Annotated in this window: 1 protein-coding gene; it reads left to right on the top strand. The window is 61.3% G+C overall.

All coding sequences use genetic code 11. The features are described from left to right. Positions 1–138 precede the first annotated feature (138 nt). Positions 139–21,507, top strand: a complete 21,369-nt coding sequence (locus ACTXGA_RS09300; protein WP_443392968.1) for an LEPR-XLL domain-containing protein — start codon at positions 139–141, stop codon at positions 21,505–21,507. The last annotated feature ends 64 nt before the right edge of the window (positions 21,508–21,571 follow it).

A 21,571-nucleotide genomic window follows, 5' to 3' on the forward strand; every position in this document is an offset into this window, starting at 1 on the left:
GGCGCGTTGTTCGGTTCAAGGGGATTTGTGATGCGTAGATTCCGTCCGATGCCGTGTTTCGACCTTCGTGAGTCACAAGGGTCGTCGGGCGCAATGCCACCAATGAGCCAAGCCTCAAAGGCGGTGGCTAAACCCTTGTTGAGAAGCACCTCCCTCGCAGCGGTCCTGACCAAGCCCAAGGCTCGAAAACAGGATCTCAAAGCCGAGGTCGAGCCGCTGGAACCTCGAATCCTTCTGTCGGCTGATCTTGCGCCATTCGCCGTGGCGATGATGGCCGATCAGAACGACCTGACCCTGTCGCTCGACGTTGCGACGGACATGATCCAGGTCCATGACACCATGACCGGCACTTTGGTTGCCGAGCGCGCCCGGGCGGAAACCTCAGCAGTCGAGATCGATGGCACGGACGAAGACGATGTTCTGCGCATGGATACGGCCGGAAGCTACATTTTTCCTGGCGGCATCTGGTTTTCCGGCGGTGCGGGCAATGACCAGATCATCGGCACCGACAATTTTGACGCGACCTGGATCGTCGACGGGATCGATGCGGGCTCGGTCGAAGGGCTGAACTTCGAAAGCGTGGAAACCCTGACCGGCGGAGCCGACAACTCGGATATCTTCCGTCTCTCCAGCGGCAGCCAGTCGACGGGCGGGCTTGAAGGCGGCGCCGGTGGCTTCGACGTGATCGAAGTGAACACCGGAGGGTTGCCGGTTATTTTCACGCCGACAGCCCCCGATGCTGGCGGCATTACAGTGGGCGGTCTGACGACGCTCTATACCGGCATGGAGCCGGTGGATACCACGGGAACCACCGCGACGGAGTTGGTGTTCAACCTTGGCGGCGGGAACAACACCGGGCTCACGCTCGTCTTTACCTCCAGCTCGATGGGCGTCGATACATTCACGCTCGATGGTCCGGGGATCGAGACGCACAATTTTGGCGTCGCTGCCTCCACGACTTCAGTAACAATAAACCTCGAAGGTGGTGCGGACGAGATCGCGATCAGCGGGATTGCCGGGACGCATCTGGACGGGATCCTGACCATTGTCGCGGGCTCGGGCGATGACACGATTTCGCTGGGAGAGGATTACGGCACGCTCGATATCGACGCGGGCATCGGCGCGGACGTGCTGGAAATCGACCTGCCTGCCGTTCAGGCCCTGCCGCCCGGATCCTATACCACGACAGTGATCGGTGATCAGGTCACAACACAGTTCAACGGCTCGACCATTGGCGTGGCCGACCTGCAACCGCTGTCAGAATTCAGCTCCATCACCGGCGATAGCATCGTGCTGGACGCAACCAACGTCATCGCCGCAGTGGACGAGGTGTTTGGCACGATTGCCGGCGTCCTGGAAACCGCAGGTGACACGCTTGACCTGATCTCGGCCTTGCCGCTGATCGGAGGGTCGAACCTCGTTGGACAGGCGGACGTGACGCTGGCGCGCGCACTGGACCTGTATGACACTATCGACAACGCGCGCGCCCAGATCCTCAAACAGATACAAGACCGCGTCGCCGACGGCCTGACCGTATCCGAGATCGAGGATGCGATTGCTGCCGCGACCACCGTGGTCGAGGGCATTGCGCCGGCCGCGATGAGCGTCATCGCAACGACCGGGGACAATCTGAACACGCAACTGACAGGCAACGTCGCGGCCTTCTTCGGCTTCACGGTCGAAGGCACGATCGACGGATCGCCCATTGCGACCACTTTCAGCATCTCCCGGGCTGACCTGCTGGCAGAGATCGGCGGTGATCCGACAAAAGGTCTGACAGCGCTGAACTCGCTCGTCACTGCTGCAATTTCCGCGACCGACCTGTCCGGTCTGGTTGTGCCGACCGTCACCGCGGGCCGGATCGCCTTCCAGGCGGTTTCAGATACCGTCGAGCAGGTCCGCGTGCGGGCATCTGACGGTAACGCCAATAACCTTGCGGCCTCACTGCTGGGGTTCGATCCGACGGAATACGTTACCCTGACGCTTGACCAGATCACCAACAGGCTGACGTCGCTTGGGGATTTGACCTTCGGCTTCGACGACGTGAACCTGTCAATCCAAGATGCGACGACGCTGTTGCTCGACTTCGATTTCGAAGCTTCCCGGAGGACAGAATTCGCCTTCGATTTCGGTGCGAATGCGGATGCTCTGGGCCTGTCCTTCGATGCTGCCGCGAAGCTTCAGCTTGCTGCCGGTTTCGCCTTTGATGCAAACCTCACAATCGATGCTTCCAATCTGGCGGATGTGACCTTCTCCGGGGCCATTGACGAATTCGGGCTGGGCGCCGAGATTGAGGCGACAGGCCCCAACGCGGTCACCGCCACCGCCAGCGTCGGCGTGATCCAAGGAACCGCAACAGGCGACGTGATGCTGGATATCGCGCTGGTCGACGACGGTTCCGTAGTATTCTCCGACGCGACCTCGGCGGCGGCTCTGCTGACAGAACTCGGCCTGACTTTGGGTGGCTTCGACTACGATTTTGGCACTGACACCTTCGCCTTCCAGGGTGCGGGCCAGCATGGTTATTCGGTCGCACTGAACCTTACTGCGGACGCTGGACTGATTGCGGGAACACTCGACATCGGCGTTACCGGTACTTTCGACGGCACTCCGCCGACTGTCACATTCACCGGTGGCGTAGAACAGGCCTTCCTCGATTTCAACAACCTCAGCCCCACCGAAATTGTCCGCGCCGTCGCGGATTTCGTGCTCTGGCTGCAGGACACGGCCGACAGCGACCTGCTTTCGGGCATCGACATTCCCTTCCTCGAAGGGGCTTTGGATGACGTGACCCGCATCGGGCAGGTCGTCTCGAACGCGCTGCTCTACGACTACGGCGGCGATGGGGTGAAAGACGATACCGACCGCCTCGTGACCGACCTCAACAACTCCCTGCTTGCCTCCGGACTCGATGCCTATCTGCGGTTCGAAGGCGCGGGCGACCAGTTCTTCCTGCGCTTCCTGAACGATTCCATCACCTCGATCGACATTCTGGACGGGGCCGAGCTTGGCAGCCTGGGTCTGTCCACGGGCAATGGCGTTCTGACGGACGGCATGTCCTTCAACGGGGCGACTCTTGGGGCGCTGGCGGGTGATCTTGCACTTACCGGGGCGCTGCTGGCGACGATCCGGGTGAACCTGAGCGGCGGGGGCAAGTTCGACGGCAAGTTCGAACTTCTGGAAAGCGCGCTCGACGACAACACCGGAATTGGCGACGACGTCGCCAAGCTGATTGACCGGTTCAACGCTCCGACCTTCAAGTCCATTCAGGACTTCCTGGTAAGGCTGGACGACATCGGTGTGCTGGACGCCGTCGGTTTCAACGCAAGCGACCTGTCCTCATTCTACGACGAAACCAGCGACCAACTGCTCTATGACATCAGCATCGGCGGGTCCAACCTGTTCGACGTCGAGATACCGACCGATTTCGAACTCGACCTTGGCACGCTGTTGAACATCAACTCGACCTCCCGGCTGGTGATTTCTGGTGGGGCGTCGCTTGATCTCGGGCTGGGCTTTGACCTGTCGACAGGGTCCGGCGGCGGCGGTCTTCCCGGACCGGCCGGCAATTTGGAACTGACGACCCTGCTGACGGATATCGGCGTTTCGCAGAAGCAGGAAAAGGCGATCACGGCAGATGTTGCGCCGGTGGCGCAGACGGACATGGCGTTCACCCTGATCCTGACCGAGGACGGCGGCGCCGACCAGACCTTTGCCGTGGATCTGAACGATATCGACCTGAAGAACGCCACCTCGGCCAACTTCGCTGCCTACCGAACCGCTCTTTTGGCGCAGATCAATGCCGATCTGCCAAGCAGCATAACGGCGTCCTTTGTTGACGAAACCCCGCCAACTGCCACCCCGGCGATCACGGATTACGCCCGCCTGACCTTTACCTACACTGGCGGCGCCGCGACCTACACGATGGAGATCGACAATACGGCCGCAGGCTTTTCGACCGATCCCGCGGCAGCCCTACTCGGATTGTGGAATACCGGCTCCAGCACGGATGCCGCGCTGACCGCCGCCGGAGCGATCAAGCCGTTCGCTGCGGCTGGGGTGATTTCCGAGGCTCTCGTTTTCCAGCTCGACCTGGACGGCACTGTCTACGACATCACGATTCCGAAGACAGCGACCCTATCCGTTCAGAACGGGCAGCTTATTTCGATCAACAGCTCCGTGGTCAGTCTCGTCGCAGATGTAAAGGCGGCGCTGCAAGAAGCACTGGACCCGACCGTTCCGGTGCCCGACCCCAATAACCCGCCATTTGTGGACCTGTCCGGTGACGTGACCGCAGCCTTCCAAGGGACGCGCCTCGTCTTGTCGCTGACCGAAGGATCGGCCTACACGAACATGGAATTGACCAGCGCGTTGCCGGAACTTGGCTTCGACACAACGCTTGTTGCCGACAGCGCTGACCTTTTGATGACGGTGGACGACACTGGCTCCCCGGACGATACGCTCATCAAGGTTTCCTTCGACGGAGCCACCGACATCCAGGGTGCGCTGGACGCCATCGCCGACGCCATCGAGAACGAACTTGGCTTGACGCCCGGGGATGTCACCGGAGACCCGGCAGACGATTACGCCGTGTTCCTGACGCCGGATGACCTGTCCACTCCTCAGAACGAGGAAGGGAAAAGCATATCGGTCAAGATCGCCGACGGCACCTATACCCTCAAGGGTTTGACGGCGATCAACGGGTCACCCACGGCCGTTGACCTTGGCCTTATCGGGACCGACGTGAACCCGACCGACCCGGACGATGTGGCCGACGGCATCGTTCAGGGTGCCGACATCGGCGGAATCCGTCTGATCGACCGGTTCTTCATCAAGTCGGACGTGCCCATGGGCGCAACTCAAAGCGACCTCGCCTCGCTGGAGTTCACTGCCCAGGCCGGTCGGCTGGTCAGTGATCTGCAACTCGCCGGCGATGACATCCTGTTCTCCGCATCGCTGGACCTGCGAGACTACGTCGAAGGCACCACTTTGGCGGAGTGGCTTGAGATCGAAATACTGGATGTGGCAGGCATCGCTGCGGGCACCTACAAGATCAAGGAAGTCGCGTCCGGAACACTCGACGGCAACAGCGTCGACGGTGTGCGAATTGTTGCGACCAGCGGTGCCGCGGTCGACGTTGGCGAGACCGACCAGTCGGGTGGCAAGGCAATCATCAAGACCGGCATCGACGCCAGCGCATCGCTGGGCTTCGTCGGGGTTGAACTGAACGGCGAAGCGACGTTCGGGGCCGAATTGAGCCTTGGATTCAACGCCGGTGCCGGTGCGCCCGCCGAAGACGGAATCGTCACGCTTGGTGAAGTGGTCGACGTCATCGACGCGGCAAGAACTGACGGGGTTTCGGCGCTTTTCGATCTCTTCGTCTTCCCCGAATTGACCGCCACGCCCGGCCCGAACTTTGGTGAGGCGGCGCTTGACCTGTCGTTGGCTGGCGGCTCGTCGGGCTTCCAAGCCATTGCCGATGCATTGCTTGATGGGAACACCAGCATCGGCGCCTCGATCGAGCTGATTGCGCTGGGCGATCCGTTTATGCAGACGCGGTTCGATGCGGCCGGCGGTTTCGACATCACAGATGGCGATACCTTCGTCATCGGCAAGGACTTCACAGACCTGTTGCCCGTCGGCGCAACTCTGCGCTTCGAACAACCGGTGGCAAGCGGACAGACCGAACCCACCGTGTTCGAGGCCAAGATCGAGTCGACCAGCTATTCGGGCGGCACGGACCTGACCACCGTGAATTTGGTGACAGACAGTTTCGTCAAGATCTCCGGAGCCGATGTCACGGCCCTGACGGCCTCGGATGTGCTGACCGACTTTGACGACATCACTTTGCGTCCCTCCGTCAATGTCAACCTGCCGGACTTTGGCGCGCTGTCGGACGTGGGCTTTGGCTCGTTCGATCTCGACACGCTTCTGGACGCCTTGGTGATGCTGGCCGATGCACTTGCCGAGATCGAAGGCTTCGAATTCCTGGACGTGAAGCTGCCAGTGATCGACAAGTCGCTGCATGATCTTTTCTCGCTTGCTGACGATTTGCGGGATTTCGTCGAAGGCCTGCGCGCCAACCCGGCGGGTAGCCTGCAATTCGTCGAGGACGCGCTGAATGATGCAATCGGACTGAGCGCGGACACCCTCGAAGAGGCCTATGATCTGGCCTATGGCACTGGCGGAGGAGACGATGCTCCGGACCAGGCCTTCACCATCGGATACGAGACCTCCAACGGTCAGGAGATGCTGACCTTCTCGCTCAACATCGGCGCGGCCTTTTCGGAAGCGATCAATGTGGGCCTGTCCGACCTGCCCTTTGCCGACGACCTGTTCGATGCGCTAGGCGACATCGGTCCGATCAATTTCTCCGGCTCTGCCGGTTTGGCGGCGAACGGCGGCATTTTCCTGAACATCGGCCTCGGGATCGATCTGGGCGAACTGGCGACCGCCGTCACCGACAACGATGATACGACCACCATCGCCGACACCTTCTATCTTCTCGAAGAGACCGGACTCGCCGCTTCGATCGGTGCGTCTGGAAGCAACCTTGCCTTCAATGCGGGGCTCGGCCCGCTCGCACTTGCAATCGGCAACAATGGTTCTGACCTTGCGGAAATCGCGATCAACGCCGGTGCGGTCCTGTCCACGCAGGGTGGCGTGTTCACCGACGGGCGGTTGTCGCTCGAGGATCTGGTCAAAGGCGATGTGGCTTTGACCTCGGCCTTCTCGCTCGATGGTATCAACAGTGGCGCCTATGGCGAAATCTCGGGCCGCTTGCCGGTCTTCTTCCCGACTGACAGCAATCATATCGGCGATATCCTGATCGGCACCACCTACGGTGACGAGAACGGCGGAACCGGGGCGGACTACGGGGCGCTTGACAGCTTTGCCACAACCGGGCTGTCCGCGTTGAAGGTGCTCACGTCGGACACCGACCCGGCACCGGCCACCACGGACGTCGTGATCGACGTGTCGCAGTTGACATCCTACTTCACTACCTTCGACTTTTCCGAACTGTCGATCTTCGACAACATCCGGCTGGCGGTTGACGGGTTCGACCTGTTCCTCGGCCTGCTCGAGGAAAATATCTTCGGCGAGTTGGCCGATCTGGACCTTCCCATCGTGGGTGAAGGCTTCGGCGATGCCGCAAACTTCATCGGCGACTTCCGCGAGGGCTTTGTCGGCAACCTGCGGATCGCGCTTGACGCGATCGAGGATGCTGCGGATGACTTCGCCGATCCCGACAAGAACATCATTTCCAAGCTGATCTTTGACCTGCTGGGGCCGAACGGTCTCGACCTGCTCAAGGAACTGGACCCCGCCGACCAGACCGGTAACGGTGGTGCGGGCGACTACATCCTGCTCAATGCCCAAGGCTATCAGGACGCACTGGATACCGGTGATTTCAGCCTGGCCGATATTTCCTGGAACTTCGACCTTGGCACGGACGATTTCGAGGAAGTGGCCAATGTGCCGCTTGCCTTCGACATCGGCATTCCCGGCCTTGGGCTCGAAACCACCGGCGCGATCCAATTCCTGATCGACTGGGGCATCGGGCTGGGCTTTGGCCTATCGGCGCAAAAGGGGTTCTACTTCGACTTCGACGAAGCCGAGGACGATGTCTATTTCGAGGCGCAGGCGCGACTCGAGGAAGGAACTTCGATCAGCGGGAAGCTTGGCTTCCTCGGTCTGACGGCAACCGATCGCGACAGCGGGCTGGCCGGTAGCGGACTGGTCGGCACCCAATGGGAGGGAATGGAAACCGGGCTGACCGCCAATGTCGGGCTCGACATCTTGCTCGGCGGGGTAGCTGCCGACCAGATCGGCATGACCGAGCTTGGCGGTATCGGTCTGAACATGAGCATTGACGTGACCGCCGCGGCGGCGTTGGACCTTGTGCTTGGCCTCGACGAGGACTTGGTTGGCGCGGCACTGGCCAATGGCTTCCCCTCGGTCGAGGCAGGGTTCGACTTCCTCTGGACGTTCAGCGACACCTACAACCTGATCGGCGGGTCGACGGACTTGGCCGAGATGGACGTGGGTATCAAGTACCTGGCCTTCGGTGACGTCGGCCTGAACCTTGGCGAGTTCGTGACGGACGTGCTTGGCCCGATCGTGGATGCGGTCGCGGAATACACCGCACCGCTCCAGCCATTTATCGACTTCCTGACCGCGCCGATCCCGCTGGTGGACGTCTTCGGCGTCGACCTCACCATGCTGGACCTGGCTGCGGCCTTGGGCGACTTCGATCCCGGCCTGATCGAGACACTGGCCGAGGTCATCACACTCATCAACGACATTGCCGCTCTGCGAGACGGCGGCGATCTGGACCTGATCATCCCGATTGGTGACTTTGTGATCTATGACGCGGTTTCTGGCGGCGATGCCGGGGACAACCCCTTTGCCGACGGGTTCAGCGGGTCGGAGATGTTCAACGAACGTGACGCGGCGGGCGCCTTCGACGCGGCGGCGGCGACCTTCCTCAGCAATCTGGACGATGCGACGACAACCGGAGGAGACAAGGACAAGAAAGCCGCGAAAACGGTGACCAAGCTCAAGGCAGGCGGTTCCTTCGCCTTCCCGATCATCGAGGATCCGGCGCAGATCTTCGGTCTGCTGATGGGCAACCCCGCGACGCTGGTGACCTTTGACCTCGATCCACTGATCGTCGGGTTCGAGCAGAACTTCTTCTTCTCGATCTTCGGACCGCTCGGCGTTTCGCTGGGCCTTATCGTCGAATTCACCGCCGACTTCGCCTTCGGATACGACACCCAGGGTATTTCCGATTTTGTTGACAGCGATTTCCGCAACCCCCTGCTGCTGTTCAACGGGTTGTTCATCTCCGACACGGAAAACCCCGATGGCTCGGGTGCGGACGTGCCTGAACTGACCTTCCTGGGCGGTATTACCGCGGCGGCGGAACTGAATCTGGGCATCGCGCGCGCAGGCGTGGCGGGCGGTCTCTTCATTGAAATCATGTTCGACCTGTTCGACCCGGACAACGATGGCAAAGTGCGCATCACGGAATTGGCGTCGAACTTCACCAACCAGCTCCGGGCGCCCAGCGACGGCGAAAAGCTGCTGGCACCGCTGGCTATTTTTGATGTGACCGGGGAAATCTTTGCCCGGCTGTTTGCCTTCCTCAAGATAGACTTCGGCTTCTTCGAGGTGGACAAGGAATGGGACCTGGTCGACCCGATCACCATCCTCGACTTCGAGATAGACTTCTTCAGGCCGCCGGTCGTCGCCTCCGAGGCCGACAACGGCGATCTCATCATCAATGTTGGCGATTTTGCGGAACAGCGTCTTCTGGGAGATGCCACCGACTTTGGCGAGGTCGTCTACATCGAGAAGGACGGCCCGATCGACAACGGCTACTACAACGTCAATGTCTATACGAACCCGAACGGCTTTGGCGAAGACAGCCCCTTCAGTGGCAACAAGTTCAGCTACAAGATCAAGGCGGGGTCCTCTCTGGTCGTGCGGGCCGGTTCCGGTGACGACGAGGTGTACTTCATCGGCTGGGACGGCGACGAGGTGTTCTTTGATGTCGAAGGCGGCATCGGTAACGACCGCATCGAGTTCTCCGGTGGCGGCACCGGCAGCAACACCACTTTCAACCGTCTGATCGGCGGGCTGGGCAACGACACGATCATCGGCTCCGGCGGGCGTGACCTCGTCGAGGGTGGCGCAGGCAATGACAGTGTCGACGGCGGCGGCGCTGCGGACCTCGTGCTAGGCGATCAGGTCGACTTTTACACCAACAGCCTGAAGGTCAACCTGCTCGGAAACGCGGGTCGGGACACTGTGAGCGGCGGCGGCGGCGACGACATCGTGATCGGCGGCGGCGGTCAGGATTCCATCCTCGGCGGCGACGGCAATGACCTGATCCTCGGTGATGGTGGTGAAATCAAGTTCCTGACGGCGGGTCAAAAGATACTCTCCAACATCTACGCCCTGCACGAGGGTGGCGTAACCAAGACGGACAAGCTGAACGAGGGCGAAAAGGACACCATCGATGCCGGGGCCGGCAATGACGTTGTTTTTGCGTCGGGCGGCAACGATGACGTCATCGGCGGTACCGGGGCCGATGCGATCTTTGGCGGCGCCGGGTTCGATACGATCTCTGGCGGCGATGGCGCGGACCTGATCCTTGGCGACATCGGCGGCATCCTGCAATCGCTGCTGACCGTTCCGCAGAACGATCTGCTGAGCAACATGAGTGCGCTGAACAACTCCAGCGACATCGTGCAATTGGCACAGCGCATCGCGCTGGCTTCGGGCGGCGCGTCAGACAGCATCACTGGCGGGGCGGACGATGACCTGATCTTCGCACAGGAAGGCAACGACACCGTGCTTGCAGGTGCGGGCGATGATCTCGCCTACTTGGGGTCCGGGGCGGACTCGGCCGAGGGTGGCACAGGCAACGACACGCTGCTGGGTGAAGGACAGGCCGACTTCCTGCGCGGCAACGAAGATAACGACGTTCTTGACGGCGGCACGGGGGCGGACACCGCCTTTGGCGATGGCGGCGCAGACGTTCTGATCTCCGCTCAGGGGGCGGATTCCGTCAATGGCGGCGACGGCAGCGATACCTACCGGGTGAATCTGTCGGGCGGCACGACCGAAAGCCATATCGAGATTTCCGATGGCGGCATCTCGTCGTCCGACGTGGACGTGCTGGAGGTCAACGGCACGGACCGGGCCGACCATATCCTGCTGCGTTCCGACACATCCGGTAACAACGCCTTCATCGCCAACTTGAACGGTCCGTTCAATGTCGAACGGGTCAACTATGACAAAACGCTGGAGCGGATCATCATCTCTGGCGGTGCGGGCGACGACATATTTGCGTCGGACGATACCGCGGCAGAGATCACCATCTATGGCGACAGCGGCGATGACAGCTTCCAGATCGGGCAGTTGTTCCGCGAGGCACGATTTGTCAACGAGGAAGAGAACGGCATCCCGACTGGTATCGCCACCGAGGACTTCTTTGCCACCATCGAGGTCACACGCGGCTGGCTGTCGAATGGCATCAGTTTCCCGATGACCATCAACGGCGGTATCGGCGACGACAACTTTACCGTCTATCATAACAAGGCAGTGCTGACGCTGAACGGCGAGGCGGGCGATGATATCTTCGAGGTGCGTGCCTTTGCGCTTGTCGGATCGCAGGAGCCACAGCGCGAACGCACCGATCTGACCGGTGGTGACGGCGCCGACACCGTTCGCTACGCGGTGAACGCCCCGGTGAATATCAACGGCGGCGACGGCTTCGACACTTTGATCGTGATCGGGACGGAATTCGGCGATGATTTCGTCATCACCGACGATGGTGTCTTTGGCGCCGGGTTGAACGTCAATTTCGTCAACATCGAGAGCCTGCGCATCGACGGTGCCGAGGGCAACGACCGTTTCTTCCTGCAATCCACTCTTGAGACGGTATTGACCGAACTCTTCGGCGGGCTGGGCGACGACACCTTCTTTACCAGCGGAGAGACGCCGCCGGTCGTGTCCAATGATTTCCGGGGGCATTCCGGCATCATCACGCACGAGATGACGGCGGGTGGCGACGTTCGCTATGATGGTCAGACCGTTTTCGGCATTTCGGCCAACGTGGCTGATAACGAGATACCTTTCGCCATCCTGACCGAAACGCAGGGTTCCACCATCGTCACCGAGGGCGACGCGACAGGGGACACCTACACGGTGCGCCTGACCAAGGCCCCGACCGAAGATGTCTTTGTCACCATCGGCGCACCGCTTCCCAGCCCCAGCCAGCGGCAGCAAGGGACCTACGCCTTCCGTGTCGACAGCACACATCCCGACGCGACAACCCGGGGCGACGGGTCCTCGGTGGTGCTGAAGTTCACCGCAGCCAACTGGAACCTGGCGCAGACCGTGCAGGTAATCGCCGATGGCGTGATGAACGACTACCCCGGCGGGCTCTTTACCCGTCAGGACATCGCCGGCGAAACCTTTGCCGATCCGGAGAACTTCGACTTTGACGACACCGCGTACGAAGGGCCCGTGAACGCGGTGATCACCCATACCTTCAGCGCCGGACGGACGGTTCAAGGGGACGAGTCCGCCGGTGATCTGGTTGCGGTCGACAATGTCGCCGGGACGATGACCATCAAGCCGCTTGGAATGGCGCAGAACGAATTGCTCGGCAAGACGATCTCCATCGTGGAAGGCGAGAGCTTCGGGGACTTCCGGTTTATTACCGGCGTGGCGCTCGACGGGGCAAACTACGTGCTGACGCTGAGCAAGCCTTGGGACGACGGAAAGGTCCCGACGGTCGGCGGCTCCGAAAACACGGTCTTCAACATCCGCCTCGACGACTCGATCACCGGTACGCATGCCGCGTCGGTCGAGATGAAGGCCGAGGAGATCTTTGACGACCGCACGATCTTTACTGGCAAGGACAGCAGCGGCGCCGCGCTGGACTTCGAAGCAACCTACGGTGATCTGACCGGCTTCACCCTGCAGATCATCGGCGGAACCGGGGCCGGACAGGAAATGCTGATCCTGGGCACCGATGGTGAGGAACTGACGCTCAACAGCATCTGGTCGATCGATCCGGACTCGGATTCCGTTTTCCGGATCAACCGCTACGAAGGGTTGAACAGCCAAGTCGTCGAAGTCCTGATCAACGACAACGACAAACCAGGCCTGATCATCGACCAGACCAGCGATCTGAACGGCGATGGCACGATCGATACCGGGACCAGCAATAACACCATAACCGCTGTGATCGAGGGTGCGGACGGCAACCAGAACGGCGAAGGCGACGTGCTGACGCTGTCGCTGACCCAGCCACTGACCGGCGGTCAGTCTATGACGATGGACCTCGACTACGACGCCAGCCAGATCAAGGTCGTCGCGCTGGGCGATGGACCGGCCGGCACGGCCCTCACCTCGCTGAACTACGACAGCGGCACGCTCTCGCACCTGGTCGAGGTCTGGGCGGTGGACGACCAGGAACGCGAAGGCGCCCATACCGCGCAGATCAACTTCAGCTTCTCCAACTTCTCGGGCATTGCTGCCACGGACGGCGGCAGCGAGACGCTGATGCTGGAGCTTGATGCCACCAATCCGCAGAGTTCTGTGGGGACAACCTTCGAACCAACGAGCATCACCCACGTCAAGCTGAACACAGTCGATGTGCCGGTCTACGACGAGATCGTTCAGGCGACCGGGCTGCATTACCGGCTGATCGAAGGATCCAACCAGATCCTGTTCTATGACGGTGACGACATCGTCGAAGTCTCCGGCACGGTCGAGATCCAGTACGATTACGAACAGATCACCTATCAGGAAGCCTTTGGCGGTTCGGTGCTCGTCCGCATCGCGGACGATGACGCGCCAACCCTGCTGGTCCGGGAAACGCAGGGCCGTACCGACGTGATCGAAGGTGGACCGGGTGATGCCTATGAACTGCGCCTGACTTCGGCCCCGATCAGTGGCTCGGTGGACATCAACCTGTCCGAGATCATCACCAAGACGACCAAGACGGGTGGACTCCGCTACGACAACATCCAGGTAGAGATCACTGCGGTCTTCCAGGACGGAATCCTGTTCGTACCGACCAAGACGCAGGCGATGGACGATAGTGGCAACCTGTTGTTCGACGAGGCTGGCGATCCGGTGATGGAGTTCACCCTCAGCTTCAACGACACCAACTGGGATAGCCCGGCCATCATTTTCGTGTCCGCAGTCGACGATGCCGTTGTCGATGGCGACGACACTCAGGTCTTTGCCCCCTCACCCGCAACGCTGGCGCAAATTCTTGGCCCGGTTGTCGTGGACGGCGCGGGTGGCAATGGTTCCCTCTTCGGCCTTGCCGATCCACTGATGTTGCCCGGCGAAACCAACGTAAAGGCGCCGGTCGGCGACTTTGACCAAGCAGCCATCGACAACAGCGACGCCAGCCCCTCCCTGACGATCAACCGCGACGACCTGACCGCCGAGGTCATGATCGACCTGCGCCTTCGCTCGAACCCGGATGATCTCGAACCAGGAGATGCGGGCTACCCCGGCAGTGCCGCCACTCTCGACGAAATCGAAGCTTTGATCGGCAAGACGCTGGAAATCACCCGCGCGCCCGCCGCACCCGAGGTCGTCGACCAATTCCGCCTGATCACCGACGTCACCATCAACGGTGACAATACAGTGACCCTGCACCTGAACGCGCCCTATGACCTTTCACCGGTTGGGCCGCTCGCCAAGTTCCAGAGCTTTGATCCGGCAGATGCCAATGACCCCAATAACGCCGGATACCCGGCAGAGGTAGACACGCCGGAAAGCTCGCTGGACGATCCGATCAACCGCTATTCGCTGACCTCCGAAAGCCTCAATTTCTTCGTCAACGAGTTGGTTTCGGTTGATGTGCTCTTCGTCAAGGACGACGACAGCCCGGCCGACAGTTCCGGCACGTTGACGTCCAATCGGCTGTTCGGCTTCAACATGGGGCCTGACACCGTTATCGGAGAACGCGCGCGCCAAGGTGGCATCACCTATGGCGAGCTTGAAGTGGTCGATATCACGCTGGGTGTTGGTTACAATAACCTCAACGTAATCGGGACTGGAACGCGGTCCGATGGATACGAGACCCGCACCATCATCCGCACCGGCACCGAGGTTCCCGTGGATCCGACGCTTTTGCCGGGCAACTCGCTGGTGGGGGCGCCGGTCGGCGACACCGTCACCGTCAACCTGCTGACCACGGATCAAAGCCTGCTGAGCGGGACCACCTACAGCGTGGAAAACCCATCCTCCGGCAATGGCTACGAAACGCTCTTCACACTCGACACCGATCCGGGCCAGCCAGACGACTTCTACCTCGGCCAAAAGCTGATCCTGACCATCGAGGCCGATGGGGAAACCCAGGTCATCGAACGCTGGATTACCGGCTCTTCGGGCGACACGCTCGAACTGGACGACCCGATCACGCTGGATGGGAGTGCCGTTGGCATCGGATGGGAGATCGTCGATCCGGCGGACGGTGCGCTTTCGGTTGACTTGCAAGGCGGCGAAGACCAACTGAGCGCAACCGGCGACCGCGGCATTGTGGTTTTCGGCGGCGAGGGATCGGACACAATCACCACAGCGGCAGGCGACGACATCGTCTTCGGCGACCTTGGCCGGGTGGATTACTTCAACGCGATGTCCTTCCTTCTGAACGGAGATACCGACCCCACCCCGGTCAACATCTTTGGCGGCTTCGGTTCGATCGTGACGCGGTTGGGGGTTGCGCCCGAGGCTTTCCTTGGCTTCGTCGACGGACAATTTACCGATCCCACCAACATCGACACGGACCAGAATATATTCCCGGTCGCAGACGCATCCGCCGGGACGGTTTTCGATCCGTACGAAACCGGCGACATCGGCCTTGCGGGTCTCTTCGTCGACATCAACGACGGTACCGGCTTTGAAACCCCGATCATGCTGATCACGGGCAACACCAACGAGGTGCTGGACATCCTGCCCGAACTCGCCGTGGAACTTGATGCCACCAGCAAGTTCCGCATCTCGACACTCCCCGAAGATCAGGCCGATGGTTTCAGCTGGCAGGCTGGACTGATCCTTGCAATCGCAGGCAACGGCGACGACGACGTGATCGACACGGGCGACGGCAACGACACGGTCATGGGCGGCGAAGGCAACGATGACATCACGCTCGGGGCCGGCCACGATATCGGCTTCGGCGATCTTGGCATGGTGCGCAACAGCTTCCTCGGCGGCGTCGACCCTGTCCCGACCGTGCCGGGCGAGATCGTACCAACCTATCGCGACGGCGTTTTCGCAATCCAGATCGGAACCGGCGGCGACGACACTGTGTACGGTGGCGACGGCAATGACCTGCTGATCGGCGGCGCGGGTTCGGACGAGTTGTCCGGCGACGCGGGTGACGACGTCATCATGGGTGACGTGGGCTTTGCAGATTACACCGACGGTGTGCTGGGCGTGCTCGAAACGTATCGCGGCGCTGGCGCGGCAGATGAGATTGCTGGCGGCTTTGGCAGCGACACGATCCTCGGCGGTTTGGGCGGCGACCTCATCGCCGGAGACGAGATTACTCCGACCGGATCGCCCCTGGACGGCGGCGACTTGATCCTGGGTGATCATGGCCGTGTAGATTATGGCTTCGACGACGATCTGGCGCCGACGACATCTTCTATCGAGCGCATCGAAGGCGTGTTGGAAACCATCGACGGCAAAGACACGATTTCCGGCAACGCAGGAGCCGATACGATTGTCGGCGGCTCGGATGCCGACCTGATCCGCGGCGATGACGAGACATCTGCCTCGGGAGGCTTCGACCTCGGCGACCTGATCTTTGGCGACACGGCAGAGATCGACTTTGCCGTGGTAGGCGGTGCTCTGTCGCTGCTGTCCCGGGTCGCGACGCGCGACACCTCGAATTTGACCGGCGGCAACGACGTGATCGAGGGTGCTGCCGGCGGCGACACAGTGTTCGGCGGCATCGGTCTTGACGTGATCCGCGGCGACGATGCGACGCCGGACGGCGCAATCGACGGTGCGGACCGGCTGATTGGTGACAATGGCGAAATGCTCTACGAGGCTGACGGCGTGACCATCGCATCGGTGCGCAGCTTCGAAGACGGTCTGGGCGACGTGGATGAAATATCAGGCAACGCCGGGGCGGATTGGATCATCGGCGGCTATGCGGGCGACTTGATCCACGGCAACAACGACACCGACACCGACACCGAGACCGCGCTGGATGGCGCCGATGTCATCTTGGGTGATAATGGCGAGATCATCCTCAGCGGCGGAAGCTTCACCGATATCCGGACCTTCGACACCGGCGAGGATCCGCAGGATGCAAGCAACACCCTTCCGATCTTTGCCGCCGACGACACGATCACCGGCGACGCAGGCGGGGACATCATCCTTGGCGGCCTTGGCGCGGACCTGATCCGCGGCGATCACAGTCTGGCCACCGACAGCGCCGAAGATGGCGGCGACGTGATCCTCGGCGACAACGGAGAAGTGGTCTGGGGTCAGGGCGGCTTCGACAGTTTCGTCCGCACCTTTGCCTTCACCGCCAACTCGTCCAGCGAGGAGCGCGGCGCCTCCGACACGATATCGGGCAACTCCGAAAACGACCTCATCATGGGGGGCACTTCGGGCGATCTGATCCTCGGCGGCACGCAGGACGACATCGTGCTGGGTGACCATGGCTTTGCCGGGATCATCGGCGGACAGGTGCAGTTCCTGTCGATCCGCGAAAACGCAGAGGGCACGGACGGCACAAACGGCTTCGGCGGCGACGACACGATCTTCGGCGATGAGCATGAGGACATCATGGTTGGCGGCTACGGTGCGGACGTCATCGACGGAGACAACGTCGAATCCCGAGATGACCCGCTGGGTGCTCTGGCCGGCAAAGACCTGATTTTTGGCGACAACGTCGAACTGGACCGCCGGGGTGCCTTCCTCGGGGACTTCACCGATCCGCGTTACACCACGCTTTCCGGCACGCAACTCTACAGTGTCGACGCCGGTGAAATGTCGACTGGTCATGCTGTCGAAGGCATGCTGCTGGTGGACGGTTCTGCCCTTGCCAATCCCGACGGCGTGGCGGTCTGGGGCGACTTCCAGATCGAACTCCTTGATCACGACCAGAACGGCGCGACCAATGGCCTCTTCGGGGATGATTACATCGCTGGTGGCGGCGAGCAGGACAGCATCTTCGGCCAGTTGGGCGACGATATGATCCAGGGTGACGGTGGCGTACAGGGTGTCTTCTCTCAGATGGCTTACCTGACGACCGCGGCTGTCGACACCGACAGAACCCTCGCGGACGGCATCGCAATGGATGGTGTCCACGCATACCGCGACGGCAACGGTGTTCTGCACGTCAATGCCTCTTTCGAAACCGTCTACGACGATGACGATTACATCGAAGGCAACGGTGGCAACGACGTGATCTTTGGTGGTCTCGGCCAAGACGACATCGTCGGCGACAACTCCTCGCTCTTCAGCCTCGACGCCTCTGAGCGTTACGGCTTGATGGTCGGCGGTGTGGATATTGGCATCGGATCGGACATGATCCTTGGCGGTTCCGGCCAGCGGCTGGACCGCAACGAGTACACCGAGGCGCCGAGTGGCGAAGGCGACGAGGTGGTCGATATCCTGATCGCCGACCGCCATTCGCGCGACGCGGATATGGTGATGGGCGACAATGGTGACATCTACCGCATTTTGGATGCCGCCGGCGCGTACATGTCCTTCACCTATGACCAGATGGACGACGTCGCATCCGAGCACTACGGCGCGGGCGAACTGTCGCGTGGGGCGGACCGGATCGTGATCCGTGGCGCAAACCTGCTGGACTACACCGAAGGGGGCGACGCCTTTGGCCCGACCAGCTATGGCGCGGCCGATGAGGTTCACGGCGAAAGCGGCGACGACAGCGTTTATGGCCTTGTCGGTGATGACTCTCTGTTCGGCGATGCCGATGACGACGACATTATCGGCGGCTTGGGCAATGACTGGATTTCGGGTGGCACGGGCCTTGACGGGGTAATCGGCAGCGATGGCCGCATCTACACCTCGCGCAACCAGGACGCACCCGGCGGCGCCGGTGGGTCGACGCACTCCGAGGCGATCTATGGCATCGGTTTTGTCGATACCAACCGGTTCATCTCGACCCCCGGCAAAATCCAGCAATCCACGATCAATCTGGAGGGCTACCTGAAGAAGACCGTCGATCTGACGCCTTTCTTCCCGGAGAATGCGACGGATGTTCCGGGGCTGACGGATCGGGTGAACAACTCCGCCGATGTTGACAACAATGACAACGACATCATCTTCGGCGGCCTTGGAAGCGACAGCCTGCATGGCGGCTATGGCTCTGATGCGATCTCGGGCGCAGAGGCGATGCGGTACCTGGAGGCCGGACTGCCCCTGCCCTACACCTTCGACAACCCGGGCAACCCGGGTGACATCCTGGCCTATGGGACAGGGGTTGATGGCGATGGAAACCTGCGTCCGAACGAGTTCGCGGCCTATGACGAATTCAACCCGCGCCCCGAGGTCTGGGTTGATCCGGTCACCTTCTCCTTTGTCGATCCTGCGACGCCGGGCGCGGTGCCCTTCGTGCTCAACTTCGACCCGGCTGACGGTGCCGCGACCGATCCGGTTACGGGCGATGGGCCAGCGGTGGCTTCGGATGGTGATGACGTCATCTTTGGCGACCTCGGCCATGATTGGCTGGTCGGCGGCACGGGTCGCGACCACGTTTACGGAGGCTTCGGCGACGACCTTCTCAATGTCGATGACGATCACGACACCGGCGGCGCCAATGACACCCCCGATACGGCGGACAGCTATGCCGACATCGCCTATGGTGGTGGTGGCCGGGATATCCTGATCGGTAACACCGGCGGCGATCGCCTGATCGACTGGGTGGGTGAGTTCAACTCATACATCGTGCCTTTCGCGCCCTTCGGGGCCTTCACGATCAGCCGAAACGTACAACCGCAGATCTTCCAGTATCTGTATGATCTGTCCGAAGCCGACGGCGCAGACACCACGCGGATCGTCGATGGCGACGCATCGCGCAATGGTGAACCCTATGGCGAGATCGGCGCTGTCAAACAGCAGGATCCGTTCTGGAAGGATCAGACCGGTGCGCCGGACGATCCGCAACCCGGCAACATCCCCGGCGGCAAGCGGGACGTAATGGCCGCGGAAACCTTCAACGGCGCCAATGCGCTGGTGGCCCTCGCCGCGGACAGTGGCGATTGGAGCACCGATTCCGGCAAGGCAGTGATCGCACCAGAGGCCAGAGGACTGGATGGCGTGAGCGTTTACCACGTTTCGACATATCTGCCGACGTACTTCGAGATCACGGCGTCCATGGCGGCCGCGAAGGATAAGGCGGGATACGACTCGAACGCTTTCCTGATCTTCGACTACCAATCACCGACGGACTTCAAGTTCGCTGGCATCAATCCTGACACCAACAAGATCCAGATCGGTCACCGCGGTGCGTCCGGGTGGGTCGTTGATGTTCAGGGCAACATGCAACTCAAGGCGGAAACCTTCTATGACGTGCTGGTTGCGGTCAACGGCACCACGGTGACGTTGCTGGTGGATGGCAAGAATGCCATCACACATACCTTTGACCCGCGCATGGCCGATGGCATTCCCGTGGGTCTGAACGCGGGCATGATCGGGGCCGGGTCGAACAACTCCTTCACAAAACTCGACAACCTGACGCTGCAAGTGCTGCCGCCGGAACTGTCCTATGCCGAAACGGAGGACTTCGAAGACGGCGGGGCCGATTACTTCGACGGCGTAACCGTGGGTGACTGGTCGGTGAGCGGTGGCGCCTTTGAGGTGGATGCCGGTGCGGGCTTTGCGCTGGCGGCGACAGACCTGTCGTCGGAGGTCAGCTATGCCGAGGGCACATTCACGCTGTCGGACAATGCCAAGTTGCGTTTGAAAGCGGACGTGAGCACCAGTGGCAAGGCGGGAATCGCCTTCGATCTGGTATCGGAATCCCGGTTCAAATTCGCGGTGCTCGACGCTGTGGCTGACACTGTCGAACTTGGCCACTACGAGGGCAACGGCAAGTGGGTGGTCGACTATGCCATTGCCGTGCCGGGCGGTATCGACGATGGCGCCACCTATGAACTCTCGCTCCTGATTGCCGGCTCGACCGTGGCGGTCTCGATCGACGGGGTTCTCTTTGGCAGCCACGCCTTCAACGCGGTCAGCGTCGACGGGCCTTCGGGTCTGATCGCCCTCGATGGCACTGCTTCCTTCGACAACTTCCGGCTAGAGACGGATGACGCGCGGCTGGCGATCGAGGTGGTCGAGACGCTGCATGCCAGCCAGATCGGAACGGGCGGCGACGCTCTCGACCTGCAGGAAACAGATGCGCTGATGGACGAGGCGATCCGGCGGATGACGCTCACCATGGGGCTGACGCAGTCGCAGGTGTCCCAACTCCAGGGCATAGACCTGACCATCGCCGATCTCGATGGCAGCCTGCTGGCGACCTATGGCGAAGGCCTGATCACGTTGGACATCGACGGCGCGGGCATGGGCTATTTCGTCGACGAAACCGCCCAGGCCGATGAGGAGTTCACGAAGGACGGCGAAGCGCGGGACGACAGTGACGCTTCGGGCCGGTACGACCTGCTGACGATCCTGATGCACGAAATGGGCCATGCCCTGAACCTCGCCGACACGTCGCTAGAGCATGACCTCATGGGCGGCTTCCTGGATCCGTCGCAGCGGCTGGGCCTCATCGACCCGGCCAATAAAGACAACGCTCCGGCTGGTGGGTCTGCATCCGGCAACGGCGACGCGGCCTACTATGACCCGCGTGTCGATGCCATGGTGACCGAAGACGAGGCGCTTCTGCTCGACAGTGTCGATGACATCGAATCCGACCAGATCGTCCCGACCGGCAACGGCCAAAACAAGGGCCGGGTGAAGTGGGCCGCGGAATAAGGTTCGACACCGCAAAAGGAATCCAGTTATCATAGGGTTACAAAACTTGGGGCGGCGGAAGGGG

This window comes from Antarctobacter jejuensis (assembly GCF_052266595.1).
In the GTDB taxonomy this organism is placed as follows: domain Bacteria; phylum Pseudomonadota; class Alphaproteobacteria; order Rhodobacterales; family Rhodobacteraceae; genus Antarctobacter; species Antarctobacter jejuensis.